This window comes from Oceanobacillus sp. FSL W7-1304 (assembly GCF_037969805.1).
GTDB lineage: Bacteria > Bacillota > Bacilli > Bacillales > Amphibacillaceae > Oceanobacillus > Oceanobacillus profundus.
The window spans coordinates 3,407,615-3,426,988 of record NZ_CP150211.1; the positions used below are offsets into that span (position 1 = coordinate 3,407,615).

At 35.8% G+C, this 19,374-nt stretch carries 17 protein-coding genes; 10 read left to right on the forward strand and 7 right to left on the reverse strand.

Going from position 1 to position 19,374, the window contains the following annotated elements; all coding sequences use genetic code 11:
• Window positions 1–133: 133 nt before the first annotated feature.
• Window positions 134–433 (reverse strand): transposase, encoded by a 300-nt coding sequence (locus NYE61_RS16980; RefSeq protein ID WP_303451390.1) that lies wholly within the window; start codon window positions 431–433, stop codon window positions 134–136.
• A 367-nt stretch (window positions 434–800) separates the two neighbouring features.
• On the opposite strand from NYE61_RS16980, the gene NYE61_RS16985 reads away from it, so the two are divergent.
• Together NYE61_RS16985 and NYE61_RS16990 are read left to right on the forward strand one after the other, a co-directional pair.
• Entirely contained in the window at window positions 801–4,481 is a 3,681-nt protein-coding gene (locus tag NYE61_RS16985; protein ID WP_339316088.1) for a peptidoglycan-binding protein, read from the forward strand.
• Between the two features lie 204 nt (window positions 4,482–4,685).
• On the forward strand, window positions 4,686–5,774 hold the full coding sequence (locus NYE61_RS16990; protein ID WP_095307952.1) for an MraY family glycosyltransferase: 1,089 nt from the start codon (window positions 4,686–4,688) through the stop codon (window positions 5,772–5,774).
• Between the two features lie 43 nt (window positions 5,775–5,817).
• On the opposite strand, the gene NYE61_RS16995 is transcribed toward NYE61_RS16990, so the two are convergent.
• The 3 genes from NYE61_RS16995 to NYE61_RS17005 all read right to left on the reverse strand — a co-directional run bounded on the left by NYE61_RS16995 (window position 5,818) and on the right by NYE61_RS17005 (window position 8,832).
• Window positions 5,818–6,858: an LCP family protein gene (locus NYE61_RS16995; RefSeq protein WP_095307954.1), complete on the reverse strand. Its 1,041-nt coding sequence runs from the start codon at window positions 6,856–6,858 to the stop codon at window positions 5,818–5,820.
• Window positions 6,859–7,036: 178 nt separating this feature from the next.
• Window positions 7,037–7,429 (reverse strand): glycerol-3-phosphate cytidylyltransferase, encoded by a 393-nt coding sequence (gene tagD, locus NYE61_RS17000; RefSeq protein ID WP_095307956.1) that lies wholly within the window; start codon window positions 7,427–7,429, stop codon window positions 7,037–7,039.
• Window positions 7,430–7,719: 290 nt separating this feature from the next.
• Complete coding sequence (locus NYE61_RS17005) at window positions 7,720–8,832, reverse strand: FAD-dependent oxidoreductase (RefSeq protein ID WP_303449964.1); 1,113 nt, start codon at window positions 8,830–8,832, stop codon at window positions 7,720–7,722.
• A gap of 209 nt (window positions 8,833–9,041) precedes the next feature.
• On the opposite strand from NYE61_RS17005, the gene NYE61_RS17010 reads away from it, so the two are divergent.
• Complete coding sequence (locus NYE61_RS17010; RefSeq protein ID WP_251661500.1) at window positions 9,042–9,764, forward strand: WecB/TagA/CpsF family glycosyltransferase; 723 nt, start codon at window positions 9,042–9,044, stop codon at window positions 9,762–9,764.
• 465 nt (window positions 9,765–10,229) lie between these two features.
• Complete coding sequence (locus NYE61_RS17015) at window positions 10,230–10,991, forward strand: glycerophosphodiester phosphodiesterase (protein WP_095307964.1); 762 nt, start codon at window positions 10,230–10,232, stop codon at window positions 10,989–10,991.
• A 344-nt stretch (window positions 10,992–11,335) separates the two neighbouring features.
• On the opposite strand, the gene NYE61_RS17020 is transcribed toward NYE61_RS17015, so the two are convergent.
• Complete coding sequence (locus NYE61_RS17020; RefSeq protein ID WP_303449943.1) at window positions 11,336–11,527, reverse strand: Rpn family recombination-promoting nuclease/putative transposase; 192 nt, start codon at window positions 11,525–11,527, stop codon at window positions 11,336–11,338.
• Between the two features lie 221 nt (window positions 11,528–11,748).
• Here NYE61_RS17020 and NYE61_RS17025 point away from each other — a divergent pair, with 221 nt between their 5' ends.
• Complete coding sequence (locus tag NYE61_RS17025; protein ID WP_303449940.1) at window positions 11,749–12,288, forward strand: hypothetical protein; 540 nt, start codon at window positions 11,749–11,751, stop codon at window positions 12,286–12,288.
• A 411-nt stretch (window positions 12,289–12,699) separates the two neighbouring features.
• On the opposite strand, the gene NYE61_RS17030 is transcribed toward NYE61_RS17025, so the two are convergent.
• Entirely contained in the window at window positions 12,700–13,092 is a 393-nt protein-coding gene (locus NYE61_RS17030; RefSeq protein WP_095307969.1) for a hypothetical protein, read from the reverse strand.
• 218 nt (window positions 13,093–13,310) lie between these two features.
• A complete protein-coding gene (locus NYE61_RS17035) occupies window positions 13,311–14,108 on the reverse strand; it encodes a MurR/RpiR family transcriptional regulator (protein ID WP_251661489.1) in 798 nt (265 codons plus the stop codon).
• 121 nt (window positions 14,109–14,229) lie between these two features.
• Between NYE61_RS17035 and ptsG the strand changes: the two genes are divergently transcribed.
• The 5 genes from ptsG (at window position 14,230) to nagB (ending at window position 19,047) form a co-directional block, all read left to right on the forward strand.
• Window positions 14,230–15,780: a glucose-specific PTS transporter subunit IIBC gene (gene ptsG / locus NYE61_RS17040; protein WP_095307973.1), complete on the forward strand. Its 1,551-nt coding sequence runs from the start codon at window positions 14,230–14,232 to the stop codon at window positions 15,778–15,780.
• A 15-nt stretch (window positions 15,781–15,795) separates the two neighbouring features.
• Window positions 15,796–16,473 (forward strand): N-acetylmannosamine-6-phosphate 2-epimerase, encoded by a 678-nt coding sequence (locus tag NYE61_RS17045; RefSeq protein WP_095307975.1) that lies wholly within the window; start codon window positions 15,796–15,798, stop codon window positions 16,471–16,473.
• Window positions 16,474–16,514: 41 nt separating this feature from the next.
• Window positions 16,515–17,006 carry a PTS glucose transporter subunit IIA gene (locus tag NYE61_RS17050; RefSeq protein ID WP_118888550.1) on the forward strand — a complete coding sequence of 164 codons (492 nt, stop codon included), beginning with the start codon at window positions 16,515–16,517 and terminating at the stop codon, window positions 17,004–17,006.
• A 31-nt stretch (window positions 17,007–17,037) separates the two neighbouring features.
• Window positions 17,038–18,213, forward strand: a complete 1,176-nt coding sequence (gene nagA, locus NYE61_RS17055; protein WP_303449925.1) for an N-acetylglucosamine-6-phosphate deacetylase — start codon at window positions 17,038–17,040, stop codon at window positions 18,211–18,213.
• A gap of 99 nt (window positions 18,214–18,312) precedes the next feature.
• Entirely contained in the window at window positions 18,313–19,047 is a 735-nt protein-coding gene (nagB, locus tag NYE61_RS17060; protein WP_095307981.1) for a glucosamine-6-phosphate deaminase, read from the forward strand.
• Window positions 19,048–19,374 lie beyond the last annotated feature (327 nt).

A 19,374-nucleotide genomic window follows, 5' to 3' on the forward strand; every position in this document is an offset into this window, starting at 1 on the left:
CTTTTCATCAAAAGATTCTTTATTTTTGTTTTACTGGTTTGTAATACAAATTCAGGGTGTGGAAATAAATCAATCAGAGTCAGGGCATATGGTGTAACCCTGCTTGAAAAGAATTGTTCAAACTCTGGAAAACTTAATTGTAGTGCGTTATGCAAATACATCCTTGTTCTAATGCTTTTTGGCTGCAAGAGGATTTAATAAGCAATAGTACAACTGATTTTTTTTGGCAAAATGTTTCTACTGGTCTGGAGTACATACCTGTAGATTCAAAAACAAGCATCAAATCTTCAGGAAGAGATTGAATCTCATTCATCAGTTCCTGAAAACCAATTTGATCGTGAGTCACTTCTTCTTCAGACAGACAATTTTGACCGTCATAAACAACTTTATAGCTTTTCCCCATCGTAACATCTAAGGCCATTATTGTTCCCATTCAACTACCTCTCTCCTTTGTTTGTATGAAAGATCTCCACTTATTCATTTTGATTCCAATTTCCTATACACGAGCTCTTAGGCCCCAACATACTAAACCTGATTCAAAAATGAAAGTGAAGAAGCCCTGTTTTTTATTCGGATTCTCAACCCCTAAGGCTTCGGTCGGACTTTCTTTCACTACTCACTATAACTTAAAAAAGAAATAGTGGGTAAAGTCGCCCGTCGATGACCTTACCCACTAACCTTAGTATGTTTTTACATGAATTTTAAAAAATAAGTCGAATTCAGGGATAAGTATTAAAAAAATATGGAGGATAGCCGATAATATAATAGAATTGAAAAGGAGGTGAAAAACTAAAGTGAAAATGAAGAAATTTATTACTTATGTCGTTTTATTTTTTATGTTTTTCCACTTTAGTATTCCAGGAGTTAATGCATCCAGAGAAGTTAATAGTAAAGTTGAAGTTTCAGAGGTTGAAGAAGAAAATGTAAAAAGGCTGGAAAAGAGTAATGATTCTGGTGGAATTGCAGAAGAGACTGAGGGAGTAGATGATTCATCTATAGAAGCTGAAACAGGTTCTGATGAACCGCAGTCTAATGCAGAAGAATCAGAAGAGATAACTGACAATACAGTCGAAGTAAAAGAGCCTTCTTCCAAGGAAGAAACTCATCCAGTAGATTCTACAGAAGCAATGGAAGCTCCGGTAAAAGGAACAGAATCAAAAGAAGTACCAGCATCAAAAGAGGAACGAGAGTCTGCAGAAGAAAAATCTAATGATAGTCTAGTAGAAAATGAGGAAGAGGAAGAGGAAGAAAAATCAAACCTCAAAATGAGTGTATTTTCGACTAACATTCAATTACCTTATAAGCAGGGAGATAATCATGAAAAAATTATTCCCATAAAGGTAAAATTAAATGCTCTAGGTTTTGATGGTATAGCTGAAACGGGAAACTATGGTAGTTTTACAGCTAAACGAGTAAAGGAGTTCCAAGCTTATTATAGTTTACCTGAGACTGGAGAAGTCGACCAACGGACGTTGGATAAGCTAAATGAAGTCTATAATAGCCCATATCAAAAAGGCAAGAGTAACTCATACACAACAGAGATTAAAAAGATGCTTAATGCATTGGGTTACAGTGGTCTAGCGGAAGGTCCGGTCTTTGGAAGTTTAACAGAGACACGTTTAAAAGAATTCCAAAGCGACAATGGCTTAAAAGCCCACGGAATTGCCGATGAGCCTACCGTTTCTACACTGGAAAAGGCATATAATAAGACAGTGTTTCAAGTTGGTGACGATCATCCAGCAATTATTCCAATCAAACAAAAGCTAAATGCCTTAGGTTTTGATGGTATAGCTGAGACGGGAAACTATGGTAATTGGACAGCGACCCGAGTGAAGCAATTCCAAGCATATTATGGTTTATCGGCAACAGGGATTGCAGATGAAACAACGCAACAGAAGCTGAATGAGGTTTACAACAGTCCATATCAAAAAGGGAAGCGTAACTCATACACAACAGAAATTAAAAAGATGCTTAACGCATTGGGCTACAATGGTCTAGCAGTAGGTCCGGTCTTTGGAAGTTTAACCGAGACACGTTTAAAGGAATTCCAAAGCGACAATGGCTTAAAAGCTCATGGAATTGCGGATGAACCTACCATTTCAATGCTAGAAAAGGCTTATAATAAGAACGAGTTTCAAGTTGGCGACGATCACCCAGCAATTATTCCAATCAAACAAAAGCTAAATGCCCTAGGTTTTGATGGTATAGCTGAGACGGGAAACTATGGTAATTGGACAGCGACCCGAGTGAAGCAATTCCAAGCATATTATGGTTTATCGGCAACAGGGATTGCGGATGAAAAAACGCAACAGAAGCTAGATGAAGTCTATAATAGCCCATATCAAAAAGGGAAGCGTAACTCTTACACTTCAGAAATTAAAATGATGCTTAATGTATTGGGTTATAATGGTCTAGCAGAGGGTCCAGTCTTTGGGAGTTTAACCGAGACACGTGTAAAAGAATTCCAGAGAGATAATGGCTTAAAAGCCCATGGAATTGCAGATGAACCTACCATTTCAATGCTAGAAGAAGCTTATAATAAAAACGAGTTTCAAGTTGGTGACAATCATCCAGCAATTATTCCAATCAAACAAAAGCTAAATGCCTTAGGTTTTGATGGTATAGCTGAGACGGGAAACTATGGTAATTGGACAGCGACCCGAGTGAAGCAATTCCAAGCATATTATGGTTTATCGGCAACAGGGATTGCGGATGAAAAAACGCAACAGAAGCTAGATGAAGTCTATAACAGCCCATATCAAAAAGGGAAGCGTAACTCCTACACTTCAGAAATTAAAATGATGCTTAATGTATTGGGTTATGATGGTCTAGCAGAGGGTCCAGTCTTTGGAAGTTTAACCGAGACACGTGTAAAAGAATTCCAGAGAGATAATGGCTTAAAAGCCCATGGAATTGCAGATGAACGAACAATTTCATTGTTAGAAAAGATATATAAACCAGCAATTATCCTAATCAAACAAAAATTGAATGCTTTAGGTTTTGATGGTATAGCTGAAACAGGAAACTATGGTAGTTGGACAGCGACCCGAGTGAAACAATTCCAAGTATATTATGGTTTACCCGAAACAGGCATTGCAGATAGAAAGACGCAACAAAAGCTAAACGACATATATAATAGTCCATATCAAAGAGGCAAGAGTAATCCATTCATTACAGAGATAAAAAAAATGCTTAATGCATTGGGTTATAATGGCTTAGCAGAGGGTCCGGTCTTTGGGGGTTTAACCGAGACACGTGTAAAACAATTCCAGGAAGACAATGGCTTAAAAGCCCATGGAATTGTAGATGAAGTAACCATAAACAAGTTAAACGACGTTTATAGTAATAGAAATACCATTTATTATTCGGATGTAACATTAGAGCAAGCTTTAAATATTCAGATGAATCAGTTACAGCAAACAGATAAATACCGAAACGAACCTGCGTATATTCATAGTAACTATGTTAATATTGAAAGAACAGGAGCAATAACTGATAATGGAGTTAGACTTCGTACTTCACCGGATTTTAATAATAATATTGTATATACGGTAAATAGTGGAACGAGTGTTATAATACTTGATGAGGTTAGTGGTGCTCTTCATCAAGGTAGTAAAATATGGTATAAATTATTATATAACGGAACAACTTTATATGTACATTCATCACTTGCAAACCCTAATGCTTTAGTTGCAATTACAACTGCAAATGTTAATGTGAGAGCTGAAGCGAATAGTTCCAGCCATAAATATGGAGTAATTCCTAAGGGGACGACAGTAAATATTGTTAAAGAAGGCGGTACTTGGCATCAAATAGATTATGGTTCTTGGCGGAACCCTACGCGTGCTGATGTCCTTCATTATTTGAATCCAAATAATAATGATATGTTTCAACATCTTGTACTTTCAGAAAGTGTTGGAGTTTCAGCTACTTCATTGAACAATGTTTTAAAAGGGAAAGGAATACTCGATGGTGAAGGCCAGGCGTTTATTAATGCTGCTAAAAAGCATGCAGTTAATGAGGTTTATTTGATTTCCCATGCCTTACTTGAAACAGGCCATGGAAAATCAGATCTAGCTAACGGAATCGAAGTAGGTCTAAACAAGAGTGGAAACCCAGTATTAGTAACCTCCAGTAATAGAACTACTCTAACGTCCATAAAACCAACTTATAATATGTTTGGTATTGGTGCAGTTGATGGAAACGCCCGCACTGCAGGTGCAATCAGAGCTTATAGAGAAAAGTGGTTTACACCAGAAGATGCAATCGTAGGTGGAGCTAAATTTATAGGTGAACGATACATCCATAATGCATACAATCAAAATACACTTTATAAAATGCGTTGGAATCCGGCCAATCCTGGTTACCCACAATATGCAACTGATATTGCTTGGGCTACAAAACAAGTAAATACTATTAAGAACATGTATAGTCAATTGGATAATCCTTTATTCCATTTCAATATTGTTCAGTATAAATAGTAATATTCTATATTAGTAAAGACCCGTACCTAGTCAGGTACGGTTTTTTTCTATCTATCTCAATAAGAAAGTTGAACTCATAGTTTCCTATATATAAGAAACAAAATATAAGAAACAAAATCTTGTTATTATTATCATTCACATTTATATCATATATGTTAAAATAAATAAGACTATATCAAACTACTAAGTAGGTGCACACTTATGTGGAACATAAGCGAATTGCTTATAGCATTTCTAATTTCCTGCGGGACAGCATTACTTGTAACACCTTTAATTATAAAACTATCCTTTAAATTTAATATCGTTGATAAGCCAGACAATAATCGTAAAATGCATAAAGGTCCTAAACCGAGTATGGGTGGGCTTGGTATTTTTATCGGTACAGCCGCAGGTTTTTGGTATTTACAGCCTGCTAGCCCAGAGATGAATGCAATTATACTTGGTGCGTTTATTATGCTGATAACAGGAATAATTGATGACATGTTTGAAATAAGAGCGGCCTATAAATTATGTGGTCAGATTGCAGCTGCTGTAGTAGTTGTCTCATCTGGATTAATTATTGATAAGGTGACCTTGCCATTTACTGGAACTGTGTTTTTAAATGAATATGTCGGAATTGCTTTGACGATCTTTTGGATTTTGGCAGCCTCTAATGCGATTAACTTAATTGATGGTTTAGATGGACTGGCTGCTGGGGTTTCTATAATTGCTTTAATCAGCATTCTCATAATGGCTGTAACAGATTTCAGATTTATCGTAGTGGCTTTATGTGTTATTTTGATTGGAAGCTCTTTAGGTTTTCTTTTCTTCAACTTCCATCCGTCTAAGATTTTTATGGGGGACACAGGAGCATTGTTTCTTGGGTATTCGATCGCAGTTGTATCGATGCTTGGGTTATTTAAAAATGTAGCGTTCTTTAGTTTTATCATACCGATTATTGTTATTGCCATTCCGGTCTTTGATACATTGCTGGCTATTATAAGAAGGACGATGAATCATCAGGGGATTGCTAAACCAGATAATAAACATATCCATTATCAGTTGATGAAAAGAGGGTATTCACATCGTGCTTCTGTTCTAATCATTTATGGTTTTAGCGTATTCTTTGGAATCATGGCTGTAATCTTTAATAGTGCGACACTATTATCATCATTAGCTGTATTGGCATGTATATTAATAGGATTCCAGCTGTTTTCTGAAATAGCTGGGATAACCATTCATAATCGCCAACCAATACTACGGGGGATTCGTCAGCTTACAAAACTGCGAAAGCCTAACAGAATGAAATAAAAGAAGCATCTAATCTACTAACACTAGATTAGATGCTTCTTTTTTAATAGGACTCTGAAGTACTTTCAATCGTTGAATCTTGATTATTTGCAACGGATGAATTAATTTCTAGATGATCCTGTAATAAAGCTTTTGTTTCCTCTAAAGATGGTTGATCAAGTGCCCAATAATATTTATTTGCAGGCTGATAATCGTATCCTTCTAATGATAAAGTATTAATCTCGATGTTCTTTCCTTTTGTACCGTACGTAATAAATGTTTTCATATCGCTAAACGTCATATTTGTCGTCATATTATCGCCAACAGCTTCTAACAAATCATCATAATTTAAAATAGAATTAAGTGACGTTGCTTTATTGATTACTGCTTTCATAATTTCCTGTTGTCTCTTACCACGCTCAATGTCATTATCGAGCTTTCTTGTTCTTGCAAGTGCAAGTGCTTCTTCTCCACCAACGTCTTGAACACCCGGCATGAGGTGAATTGAATCACGCTTATCCATTGAATCGGATTCTTTGAATTCGTATGGTACGTCTACGGATATCCCACCTAAAGCATCGACAACATCTACAAATGCATGGAAGTTAACTTTTACATAATAATCGACAGGAATATCGAGTAAGTTTTCAACCGTTTCAATCGCACCAGTAGTTCCGCCGAAATAATGTGCATGATTGATTTTATCCTCATAACCAACTTCTGGAATGTAAACTAATGAATCACGCGGGATACTTAGAAGATTAACGCTCTTTTCATCTTTATTGAAAGTAGCAAGCATTAAAGCATCTGTTCTTGCACTGTCAGCATTCCCCCGATGATCATTTGAGTCGATACCCATGATTAGCACCGAAACATTATCAATATTTGGATCAACAAGTGCATCCCTTAATGGGGATTTTTCTCTTTCTGTCTCTACATAGGAGTCTGACATTACGGTATCCGCTTTTATATACAAATAAGTACCATAGCCTAGTACACTAAGAAAGGCAATTAAAATTGGTAGCAAGATAAAATAAACTTTTTTACGTATTTTTCGTTTATGTCTTTTAACGATTCGAGTCTGGGTAATTCGATTATTACTCATTATGTTTTCTCCTTAAATAACAATTCTATTAACTACTCATCCAAAAACATACTACAATTTATTTTACTATGAAAGTAGCAATTCGTAAATTAAATTTTAATTACAATGTGAAGGATAAATAGTTTCCATATGTATTAGACGTTCAACATCTGAAAAGGATACATTATTTCTTATATTTCTATTGGTTGTTATTCATATTTCTTTTAATCTCTGATGTTGAGATACCTTCAGTTCTTGGGAAATATACAACCTCACAATATTCCTGTAAAAAATCAAACTGTCCTTTCCAGTCATCTCCCATTACAAAAATATCAATATGATAACGTTTCACATCATCGATTTTTTGATCCCATGAATACTCTGGAATAACCTTATCAACGAAACGAATCGATTCTAAAATCATTTTCCGATTGTCAAAAGTATGATAAGCCTGTTTATTTTTTACTTTATTAAATTCATCTGTAGAAATTCCTACAACTAAATAATCCCCTAGATCCTTTGCGCGGCGTAGTAAATTGATATGACCAGCATGAATCAAATCGAAAGTTCCATATGTTAGTATTTTTTTAATGGGTTACGCCTCCATTTTTTACTGATGATTTTAATAATTATCATATCATAAATGTGAAACTAAAACTTACATAAATCGACTTTTTTAGTACAAATAGGACAGACGAAGCTACAAGTCTGTAATCAAATGGTTGAAGTCCTGATATTAGGATTCACGTCAATAGTTGTTCAAAAATATTTCTGTAAATAAACTTAGAATATCATTAGTAACAATTTTCTTATTTTTCTTTTAAAAAATATGGAAAGATTCTTACCGCCATTTCTATTAAACTCTAAATTCCCTGCACATTATTAGTTTCGTTCAGGCTGATAGGCTGTTAAATCTAAATCAACATCTTTTCCTTCAGCTATTGAAGCAGCTAATGATCCAACATAAGGTCCCATCGTTAAGCCGGATGCACCTAGCCCGGTTGCAATTACAATGCCTTTTACCTTATCAAGCATTCCTAACAAAGGTAAGCCGTCTGGACTCATGGGGCGAAATCCGATTCTCATTTCCTGAACAGTACCACTGGAAAGACCAGGTGCCACGTCTAAAGCATTTGATAGAACCTCATGAATTCCGCCAGCTGTCGTTTTATAATCAAATCCAGAGCCTGTTTCTCTTGTTGCACCGGCAACAACTCTAGCATCATCAAATGCTAACATATAATGACTCGACTTTGGTAATACGACTGGCCAATTGGATGTATCCTCATTTGGTAACGTAATATGAGCAATTTGTCCACGCTGGGCATCAACTTTCAAATCAATACCAACTGGATCTAATAATTGTGGTGTCCACGCACCTGCTGCAGCAATTACAACATCAGCCTGAATTGTTTGGTTTTGATACTTTACTCCAGTAATGACGTCTTGTTCTTTCACAAGGGTTGCTTCCCCTTGAAGGACTTCTGCTCCATGTATTTTAGCTGCACGTACCATCGCATCTCGTAGTAACCTTCCGTCAACCCGTGCTGCACCAGAAATAAAGACAGCCTCTAACTGTTCGTTTAAAGGTGGGAATAATTCACGTGCTTCTTGAGCGGACAAGCGCTTAATGTCTCCAATTTCTGGAGCGTTTTCATATTTAGCTTTAACTTCTTTTTCAATTGCATCTAACTCATGTAAGTCTGAACGCACACAAAGGGCTCCAATTCTTTTATAGCTCACATTATCTTCTCCATCGTTCTTTAATTGATCGATAAGGTGCGAATAAAATGATGCTCCTCTTCTTGCAATCTGATACCAATCTTCGTCCTGCACATGTGAAGAAACCCAAGGACAGACAATTCCTGCACCTGCAGCAGTTGCCGCTCCTTGATGCTTTTTATCAATCAAAATGACATCATGATTATTTTTTACTAATTGATATGCCGCACTTGCCCCTACAATACCACTGCCTACAACAATAATTTTCATAATAGAATTCTCTCCTGTGCGATCTGGATTTTAAAAAATTCAATGTATTCTATAAAAATTATACATCACATGTTAATTGATTGTGAAATAATTAAATATTAATCCATTTAGTCTGAATTTTCCCCCTACCAGGGTGTTTGCTACTATGGTATTTTAAATGTATAGATAAAATGACAGGAATAAAAAAGGAAAGTTTGAAAGGTTGTTAATAGATGACGAGGGTGAACATAGAACAAATTGAAATATTAAATATAACAAAAAAAGACTTCTTACATTATCATTTATATCCCCGATTGAACAGAAAACAACAAACTTTTGTTGTGTTAGCTGACACGGCAACACTTATGCATGCGGAAAAGGATAGAATTTATAAACAAATCGTTCAGTCAGCAGACTATGTTGTTGCCGGTGGAGAAGGAATTATCAGTGCTGCAAAATATAAGAAAGAGCCGTTCAAAGAACGAATTGAAGCTTATGATGTCATGCTTGATTTAATCAAATTTGCTCAAGTGCAGGGTTTAAGCTGTTACTTTTTAGGTGGGAAAGATTATATAAATGAAAAGGCTGTGTTAGAAGTAGAGAAAATGTTTCCTGAGATAAGTATTGCTGGCCATCATCATGGTTCAATTTCGATTGAAGATTCACAAATCGCAACAAATATGAAACAGGCAAACCCCGATCTTATTTTTGTATCATTAAAGAAAGCCAAACAAGAACAATGGATTGCTACATATAAAAATCAGTTTCAAAAAGGTATGTTTATCGGAGTAGGAGACAGCCTTGAGCTATTAGCTGGTGAAAGGGAGCAAACACCACGTAATTGGAAAAAGCTAAATTTGGAATGGCTGTATCGATTGCTAAAAAAACCTTCTCGGTTCAGTCAAACAATGAGGAAAATTGGATTTCTCTTGCGTCTGGTTTTGAATACTAAGTAAACTTGGCTAGATTTCAAGGTTGTTTTTACATCTAATCCCAATAGTAAATAGTGTTTGTTTTTAATTAAACTGATTTTCATTAACTTACTATTACGTATGTAAATGATTCGTTAATCATTTGTTAGAAATCAGTAAAAATGCATTTTTCTGTATCTATTTATGATTAAATAAATATTGTCATAACAAATAGGGATTATGAAAACGGTATAGTTGATATTTCAAAGTCAGGATAAGAAAAAATGTAATGATTTAACTTTTGAGTAGTTTGCAAAATACTGGAATAAGGTATTTATTGGCAGAGTGCAGATAAAGTGTAGGAAACTGCAGTAACGCAATTTAATGCAGTAATTCAACAAGCTAATACGATAAAGGGTCAAGGTAAGGTAACAATAGAGGATGAGTATAGGGAGAGAGAAGATACGCTCTTGCTCCATTATTTAATAATTTAGTAAAGGAAGTGTTTCTATGTGTGAGACAAAGATTTACGGTCATCGTGGTTGTATGGGTATGTTTCCAGAAAACACACTGCTTGGGTTTAGGAAGGCAATTGAGCTTGGTGTCGATGGATTGGAAATTGATGTCCATATGACAAAAGATGGTGAAATTGTTGTCATTCATGATGAAACATTAGATCGAACAACAGATGGATCTGGATTTATAAAGGATTTAACCTTAGATGAGATTAAACAGTTTAGTGCTGGGGTGAAGTATACGCACTTTCAGGATTATGATCCAGCGAACTGGGAAATGGAACGTGTACCAACGTTAAAAGAACTATTAGAGCTGCTGGAGCCTTATCCAATTGATTTGAATATCGAATTAAAGACATATCAATTTCATTATGAGGGTATAGAAGAAAAGGTTCTTTCAATAGTAGAACAATATGGGAATAGAAGAAATGTAATTTATTCTTCTTTTCATTTACCTACATTATTACGTATGAAAAGTCGTGATAAGGAAACGAACATTGCATGGCTATTAGACCAGCCAATTACACATCCACTCGATTACATGAATGTATTTGATTTAGAGGCATTACATCTATCAAAAAGAATGACATTATCCGATCCGTATGAGTGGAAAGGAATGCTTGATAAAATTCGAGTTTGGACAGTAAATGAAAAAGATGAATTGAAGCAGTTATTAGACCTCCGGGTAAATGCGATTATTACAGATTTTCCGGAAAAAGCTCTCTTTTATCGAAGTGAAAGATTGACATTTTCATAGAAGTGTCTTACTCGAAAAGATACAATAAGACGTTTCGTTATACTGATTTTCTAGAAAAAACTTGGATTTAAGGATAAATATGCCAAATCCGAAGATAGGAGCTGCTGAATGATTCAGGGCTCCTATCTATGTGTGAATACCTGTCGAAATGGGTTATACATAATTTTTAGGAATTAAGGGCGATATCCAACATTTTTTATCCTAATTTTATAAATTAATAATTTCATAGATGCTTAGCTACTTTATCTCAGCAATTTCAGCAATAGGCATTCCTTTCGCTAAAAGTTTCCTTGCTACTTTTCTCCAGTAATTCTTTTTCTTTATAACGTTCTACCTAGGAAGAGTTACTTACAATTAAGAACATTATCCCCAAATAAAACTGCTTGATTCAACGTTCGCTTAAATTTCAATGGATTTGTCCAATTATCTTTACCAATATAAAGAATGATTGGAATAATCACTGATAGACGGAATGTTTTTCGAGTTACTTCCTTTGCATCACTGCTTTTGATTACTTCTCGCCATATTTCAACCAAAAAGTTATGGTTATAAGCAAAATTCTGTTTAATGTTTTTATTTTAGACTGATTTGAGGTAAGTTGATACTAAGAAAAATCGAGTCTAATAGTTATTTCCCGGGAAATATCGACAAAATCATAGTGAAAGACTAGTTAGTTTCTTGAGAAATCAGGGTTAATATATCCACTATAATTTAATTGCGCTACCTCTAGAAAAACATCCATGGGAGTATGAAAATAGTGTTTGTTGTTGAAAATTATAAGGCTTATCCTAATCAATGGCAGTTCTTATCCCAGATCGAAAAAAACTGTGGCGAAGAGATTGAGGATATTGTTAAAAATAACTCTCTAAATAAAGGAGTCGTTTCTAAGGTAAAGAAACAAACTAATATTGTGAAGATCCCTAAAAGATTAAAAGTTATCAACAGTAATGGGAACCATATACCTAAAAGTAGCTTGCCACCAGTATTGATAAATAAAATAATACAATTAGCAACATTTACTAACCCTGAATTCTTTAAAGCCAAGTCGAAGAGATTATCAACATATAAGATACCAAGAATAATTGATTGTACAGAAAATTACACAGACTACATCATCTTACCAAGAGGGTGTTTGGATCGTTTAAAAGCATTAATGCTGGAAAATGGTACTGAGCTATTAGTGAAAGGAAGATTCAGACCTGTTTTTGGAATCCTCTTTACTAGCTGTTTTAAAATATTCCTGTTCGAAAACCGATTTTTATGGTATAGTATACATAGAAGAATAAATTATTCATAAAATAATAAGGACCGAAGATACTGCTAATATCTCCGGTCAGCAATGAGTCGCTCCTCTTTAAGAGAGGCAGCGCAGTAAGGATAGACCTCGCCGGACTGGTAATCTCAGAGAGGTCTATTTTTTATGGTCGATGATTACTACAACGAGTGTTGCGAACGCAATCATGATAACCATTGTCTCGAAAACAGACATAGGCAACACCTCCCTTCGTTATAGCATATCGCATGACACTATAACGGCAAAAAGTGCGCCGACCTCCCATGAGAAAAAGCAACTATTGCATGTAATCATTATACCTTTAAGTATCAAAAAGCAAAAGAACAAATGTTCTTTTGTGACCTGCCACTATTGCCTTGTAATCCAATACTAAAAGAAAAGCTACTAAATTCAGCACTCCTCTCTTTAATCTTTCTACATCCTCTTCACAGAAATAGCCTGAGAATAACTCGTTACTCTACACCCATCTAAATCTGCTTCATTAAGCAGTCCGAGTTCGATTGCAGCGTTTACCTTTCCATCATCAGGTTTTTTAACTACTTGAATGAGGTCATGCATTTGTAATTCTTCTAGTCGTTCAACTGTATCCATCTCTTTAAACTTTTCTGTTTTTCGAATCTGTCGCAGAAGTCTGTAGTCTCCTTCGGTAAACTCTCCCTTTTTATTAGGTCCACTATATTTATCCATATGTGTATGGAAAGAAGCTTTCAAATGACTCATTTCAGATTCGATTTCTTTCTTTAACTTGTTCAAATCATAATAACGGGCTAGCATATCCTCTGTTAACAGCAAATTATCTGTGTTCATTATACCCCTCCAAAAAATATTGTTTGTAGAGTTTATTGATGGGATAGATGAATTATTCATTATTTTTGGTAGGTGTTTTGAAGCTTTCGATGGCATGAATTACGAAATTTGCAGATGGAAAAGGATTGGGTTAAAACAGAGATATAGTGATATTAAGTAAAGAAAAATTCATTTATGAGTCAGAATGCTAGTGCTCAATTTCGGCACTAGCATTCTGATTAACTATATTTGTGAATTGCATCTAATGTTTTTTGCCGCGCATGCATTAGGTCTTCATTGTTAAGCAGTTTGTAGGTTAATAAATCCAGCAGGAAGAGACCGGGTATCTGAGAATTAATGAACTTAGGATCATCAATGTATTTATAGCTTGATATAAGTATAACTTCGTCAGCAAGCTCACTTAATACAGTTTGCTCGAAATTCGTTACAACGATAATTGTAACGTTATTGTTTTTTGCTATTTTTGCTGAGTCGATAACTGGTTTCGTTTTACCAGAATTAGAAAAACAAATGAGCAAGTCGTTTTCCTGTAGCAGGCTGCTTTTCATTAATAAATCATGTGCATCCGTCACAGATTCAGAAGCAATCCCCATTCGATATATTCTACTGTTGAATTCATGTGCGATCAAACCAGAGTTTCCAATCCCACAAAATAACACCTTATTTTTGTTTAAAATGAGTTTTACGATTCTACTTGTTTGTTCTTCGCTAAAGAACTCCTGTGTTGATTTAATAATTGTTTGGTAATAATTGTAAACTTTTTCAAAGGTGTGATCGCTTTTTCTGCTTTCCGTACTGTTTCCAATTAAGGAAAATTTCATTTGCTGAAACGTATTGAAATCAATTTTTTTGCAAAATCTGGTTATACTAGCTGGAGATACTTGAATTTCTTCAGATAAGTCGATAATGGTTTTATCACGTATGGAAGCTTTATTGGCGAGTAAATATCTGGTGATTTTTTTATCATTATCAGTTAATGAAGAATTGTATTTTTGAATCCTATTCTCAAAATTCAACAGATTCATCTCCTTTCTTAACTCTAAGTAATTTTATCATACCATCAAATATTATATTGACATAGATGAAAGCGTTTGTTAATATTTTTTGTGAAAATAATTTTCTGGAGGTGTAATATTTATGAAAAAGTTTTTCGGTAAAGCGCAGCAATTTGGGAAATCATTTATGTTACCGATTGCTATCCTACCTGCAGCAGGTCTATTACTAGGAATAGGGGGTGCTTTATCCAATCCAAATACAGTTAATGCATATCCAATCTTGGACCAATTCTTGCTCCAAGCGATTTTTACAATAATGAGTTCCGCGGGTAATATTGTGTTTGCAAATTTACCGGTTATATTTGCAGTAGGGGTTGCCATTGGACTGGCAAGATCAGATAAAGGTACAGCTGGCTTAGCTGCTTTAATTGGTTATTTAGTTATGAATGCAACGATAAATGCTATCCTAATTATTTCTGATAAATTAGCTACAGATAGCCTTTCAGCAGTTGGACAAGGTGTAACACTAGGGATTCAAACATTAGAATCAGGTGTGTTCGGCGGGATTATTGTTGGTATTATGGCAGGATTATTGCACAATCGATTTAATAAAATTGAACTTCCACAATTCTTAGGTTTCTTTGGAGGATCGCGGTTTGTTCCAATCATAACTTCCTTTTCTGCAATCATTCTTGGAACGGTCATGTATTATGTATGGCCAATGATTCAAAATGTCATCTTTAATTTTGGAGATATAGTTAATGCGACCGGTTATATCGGTACATTTTTCTATGGTTTTATACTAAGAATGTTAGGGCCATTCGGGTTGCATCACATTTTCTATCTACCTTTCTGGCAAACCGGTTTAGGTGGTGCGTTAGAAATTGGAGGGCAATTAATCCAGGGAACGCAAAATATATTCTTCGCACAATTGGGTGATCCGACAACGACAAAATTCTTTGAAGGTACATCACGTTTTATGTCTGGACGATTTATTACAATGATGTTTGGTTTATTAGGTGCAGCATATGCGATTTATCGTACTGCAAAGCCTGAACATAAAAAAGTTGTTGGTGGGTTAATGCTTTCAGCTGCATTGACATCCTTCTTAACAGGGATTACAGAGCCATTAGAATTTTCATTCTTGTTTATCGCTCCATTACTTTATGTGATGCATGCAATTTTTGATGGTCTAGCATTTATGCTGGCTCATATTTTCCAAATAACAATCGGGCAAACATTCTCTGGAGGATTTATTGACTTCATTCTATTTGGAGTATTACAAGGACAGGCACTAACCAACTGGATGTACGTTATTCCAATCGGAATCATTTGGTTCTTCTTATATTTCTTTACGTTCACATTCTTAATTAAGAAGTTTAACTTTAAAACGCCTGGACGCGAAGACAAGAAAGCAGAAGATGATACTACTGTTCAAACAGCTCAAGGTTCTGGAGAAGAACGACCACTAGCAATCATCCAAGCATTGGGTGGAAGAGATAACCTAGTTGATGTCGATAATTGTGCAACGAGATTGCGTGTCACTGTTAAAGATGGGGAAATGGTAAATGAAGCGGCTTTACAACAAACAGGAAGTAAAGGTGTTATTGTTAAAGGTGAAGGAGTACAGGTAATCTACGGTCCACAGGTATCAGTTATAAAAAATGAAATCGAAGAAGAACTAGAGAAATAATAGGAGTTGAACGTTTTGAAATTACCAAGTAATTTAATTGTATCGTGTCAAGCATTAGAAGATGAACCACTTCATTCATCCTTTATCATGAGCAAGATGGCGCTTGCTGCTGCTCAAGGTGGAGCAAAAGGAATTCGAGCTAATTCAAAAGAAGATATTATTGAGATAAAGAAAGAAGTCTCCCTTCCTATTATCGGAATTGTAAAGCGGAATTATCAGGGATCAGATGTCTATATTACTGCCACGAGTAAAGAAGTAGACGAATTAATTGAAAGTGGCTGTGAAGTTATTGCGATGGATGCGACCATTAGCGAAAGACCGAAAGAGTCATTAGAAGAATTAGTTAACTATGCGAGAGAACAGGCACCACATGTTGAATTAATGGCGGATATATCAACCATTGAGGAAGCAATTATTGCTGAAAAACTAGGCTTTGATTACGTTGGAACAACATTGCATGGCTATACGAAGCATACAAAAGGGAAGAAATTATATGATCAGGATTTTGCCTTTTTAAAAGAAGTATTGCAAGCAGTGGAAAAACCAGTAATTGCGGAAGGAAATATTATAACACCAGATATGTTGAAGAAATCCTTTGAACTTGGAGTATATGCAACCGTTGTTGGTGGAGCAATTACAAGACCGAAAGACATTACAAGTCGATTTGTTCATGAAATCAAAGATATGCTTTAATAGAAGATAGTGATTAATTTATATAGAAAGGAATTCACACTATGTTTAAAAAACTGTTTAAGCAAAAAAAGGAAGAAAATATAGTTGCACCATTAAACGGAAAAATTGTACCTATGGAAGAAGTTCCAGATCCAGTCTTTAATCAGAAAATGATGGGAGAAGGGATTGCAATTGTTCCGGAAGAAGGAATGGTTTATTCCCCAGTTAACGGAAAGATCATTCAGCTTGCTGAGACAAAACATGCGATTGGACTTATTACGGAAGGTGGGGTAGAGATTCTTATCCATATCGGACTGGAAACGGTCGGATTAAAAGGAGAGGGATTTACCACAAAAGTAAATGTAGGAGATGAAGTAATCGCTGGGCAGCTGTTAATGGAAGTAGACCTGGAATATATTGGTGAACATGCATCGGACACTATCACACCAATTGTAATTACAAATAGTGCAGAAGGTAATAAAACGTATCGCTTTACATCGGAAAAACTTGCAAAAGCAAAAGAGACGGTTATCATTACAGCTGAAGATAAATAGTTGTTATTAGAAATATGTGGAGGGGAAACACATGGTAGAAGGCAATCGGTCGATATTTATAAAGAATGCAAGGCTCTATTTGGAGGATAAAGTGATTCCAAATGGTGGAATTTATATCGAAAATAATCGCATTCAGTCCATTCATGAAGGTAAGGATCTACCACATAATCTTGATCAACATGTTCACATTATTGATGCAACTGACCTAAATGCTATCCCGGGATTTATCGATGGACATATCCACGGTGCGAATGGAGCGGACACCATGGATGCAACAGAAGAAGCGTTAGATAAAATTGCATCGCTTTTACCAATGGAAGGGACGACAAGCTTTCTCGCAACGACGATAACGCAGTCACCAGAGCATATCTCTAAGGCATTGGAAAATGCTGCACGTTATCCAAACAAACCAGGCCAAGCAGAGATGATAGGGGTTCATTTAGAAGGGCCTTTTGTAGAAAAAACAAAGGCTGGCGCGCAACCAAGAGAGTATATTATTAAACCAGATTTGGAACAATTTAAGAAATGGCAACAGCAATCTGGAGGGAAAATAAAAACGATCACGATGGCCCCAGAGCATGATGAAGAAGGTCTGTTTATTAAACACCTAGTACAGTCTGGTGTGAATGTTTCAGCAGGACATACAGATGCTGGATTTGCTGGAATAAAAAAAGCAACAGTACATGGTGTTAGCCAGTTAACCCACCTTTGTAATGCAATGAATGGAATCCATCACCGTGATATTGGTGCGGTCGGTGCGGCATTTCAACTGAATGAATTACGAGCAGAATTAATTGCAGATGGCATTCATGTTGCTCCAGAAATGCTGCAATTAATTTATAATAACATGGGTAGTGAGCGGATTATTTTAATCACGGATGCGATGCGTGCTAAAGGACTACCAGATGGCGATTATGAGCTTGGCGGTCAACCGGTTAAAGTAGAAAACGGGAAAGCTGTATTAGAAGATGGAACACTAGCGGGAAGTATTTTGAAGATGCATGATGGTGCAAAGCAAATGTTGAAGCTAACCGATGTTTCGATTCGTAATATTGTTGAAATGGCTTCCGTTAACCCGGCAAAGCAAATTGGAATTTACGATCAAAAAGGCAGTATTTCACTTGGGAAAGACGCTGATATTCTGTTGGTAGATGATGAACTAAATATAAAATTTACCATTTGCCGTGGGGAAATTTCATTCCAATAAACACTTTGTTGATATTCCATGTTATTATCAAAGTGTATACACAATTTGACAAGAACTGCTAAGTTCTGCAGAAGTATTTCATTTGGAGGAGATTGGAAAGTGAACGTTATCAAAGTAAAAAACTACGATGAGATGAGTGAAAAGGCAACCGAACTTATTGTAAATCGTATCAATACCTTAGAGAACCCAGTACTTGGTTTAGCAACTGGTTCAACACCAGAAGGTCTCTATCAACGAATAATTAAAAAGTTTGAGCGAGAAGAAGTATCGTTTAAAAATGTAACTACTTTTAATTTAGATGAGTATGTGGGATTAGATAAAGATGATTCAAATAGCTATTATTATTTTATGAATGAAAAGCTATTTCGTCATGTAGATATTGCAATGGATCGTGTTCACGTTCCAAATGGTGTTGCTCAGGATTTGGAAAAAGAATGTATGGAACATGAACGAGCAATTGAACAAGCAGGTGGGATTGATGTTCAGGTCTTGGGGATTGGCGGAAATGGACATATTGGTTTTAATGAACCAGGAACTTCCTTTTCTAGCAGGACACATGTTGTTGACTTAGATGAGTCCACGATTCAGGCCAATGCGCGATTCTTCAATTCAATTGACGACGTACCAACACAAGCAGTTTCTATGGGAATCGAGACAATCATGAACAGTAAAGAGATTCTGTTACTCGTTTCTGGTGAAGCAAAAGCAGATGCAATGGCAAAATTGCTGAATGGCGAAGTGTCTGAAGACTTCCCGGCTTCTATTTTGAAACAGCATGAAAACGTAACAGTCATTGTTGACGAAGCGGCATTGACTGTTGCAGAAAGTAAATAATTATTTCAACGAGCGCTCGCATTGAGCGCTTTTACTTTTCCATTAGTACCATGCCAGGCGAAATAGCAGCAGTTAGGACACCATTCTTGGCAGCGAAGGCACCATCCCATGCAGTTAAGACACCATTCACAAAAATAAGACATCATCCCATGCAGTTAAGACACCATTCCTCGCAGCAAAGACACCACCAATCGCATTTGAATTCCTAACTTAATTCGTGATTAAGATAGAAATAAACAGGGTACAGTAAGAAAAGAAAATACAAGCTTGAATTTAATCCCTTACCTTAACCGTAGACAAGTTTTACATTTCCCACCCTCCTTATTA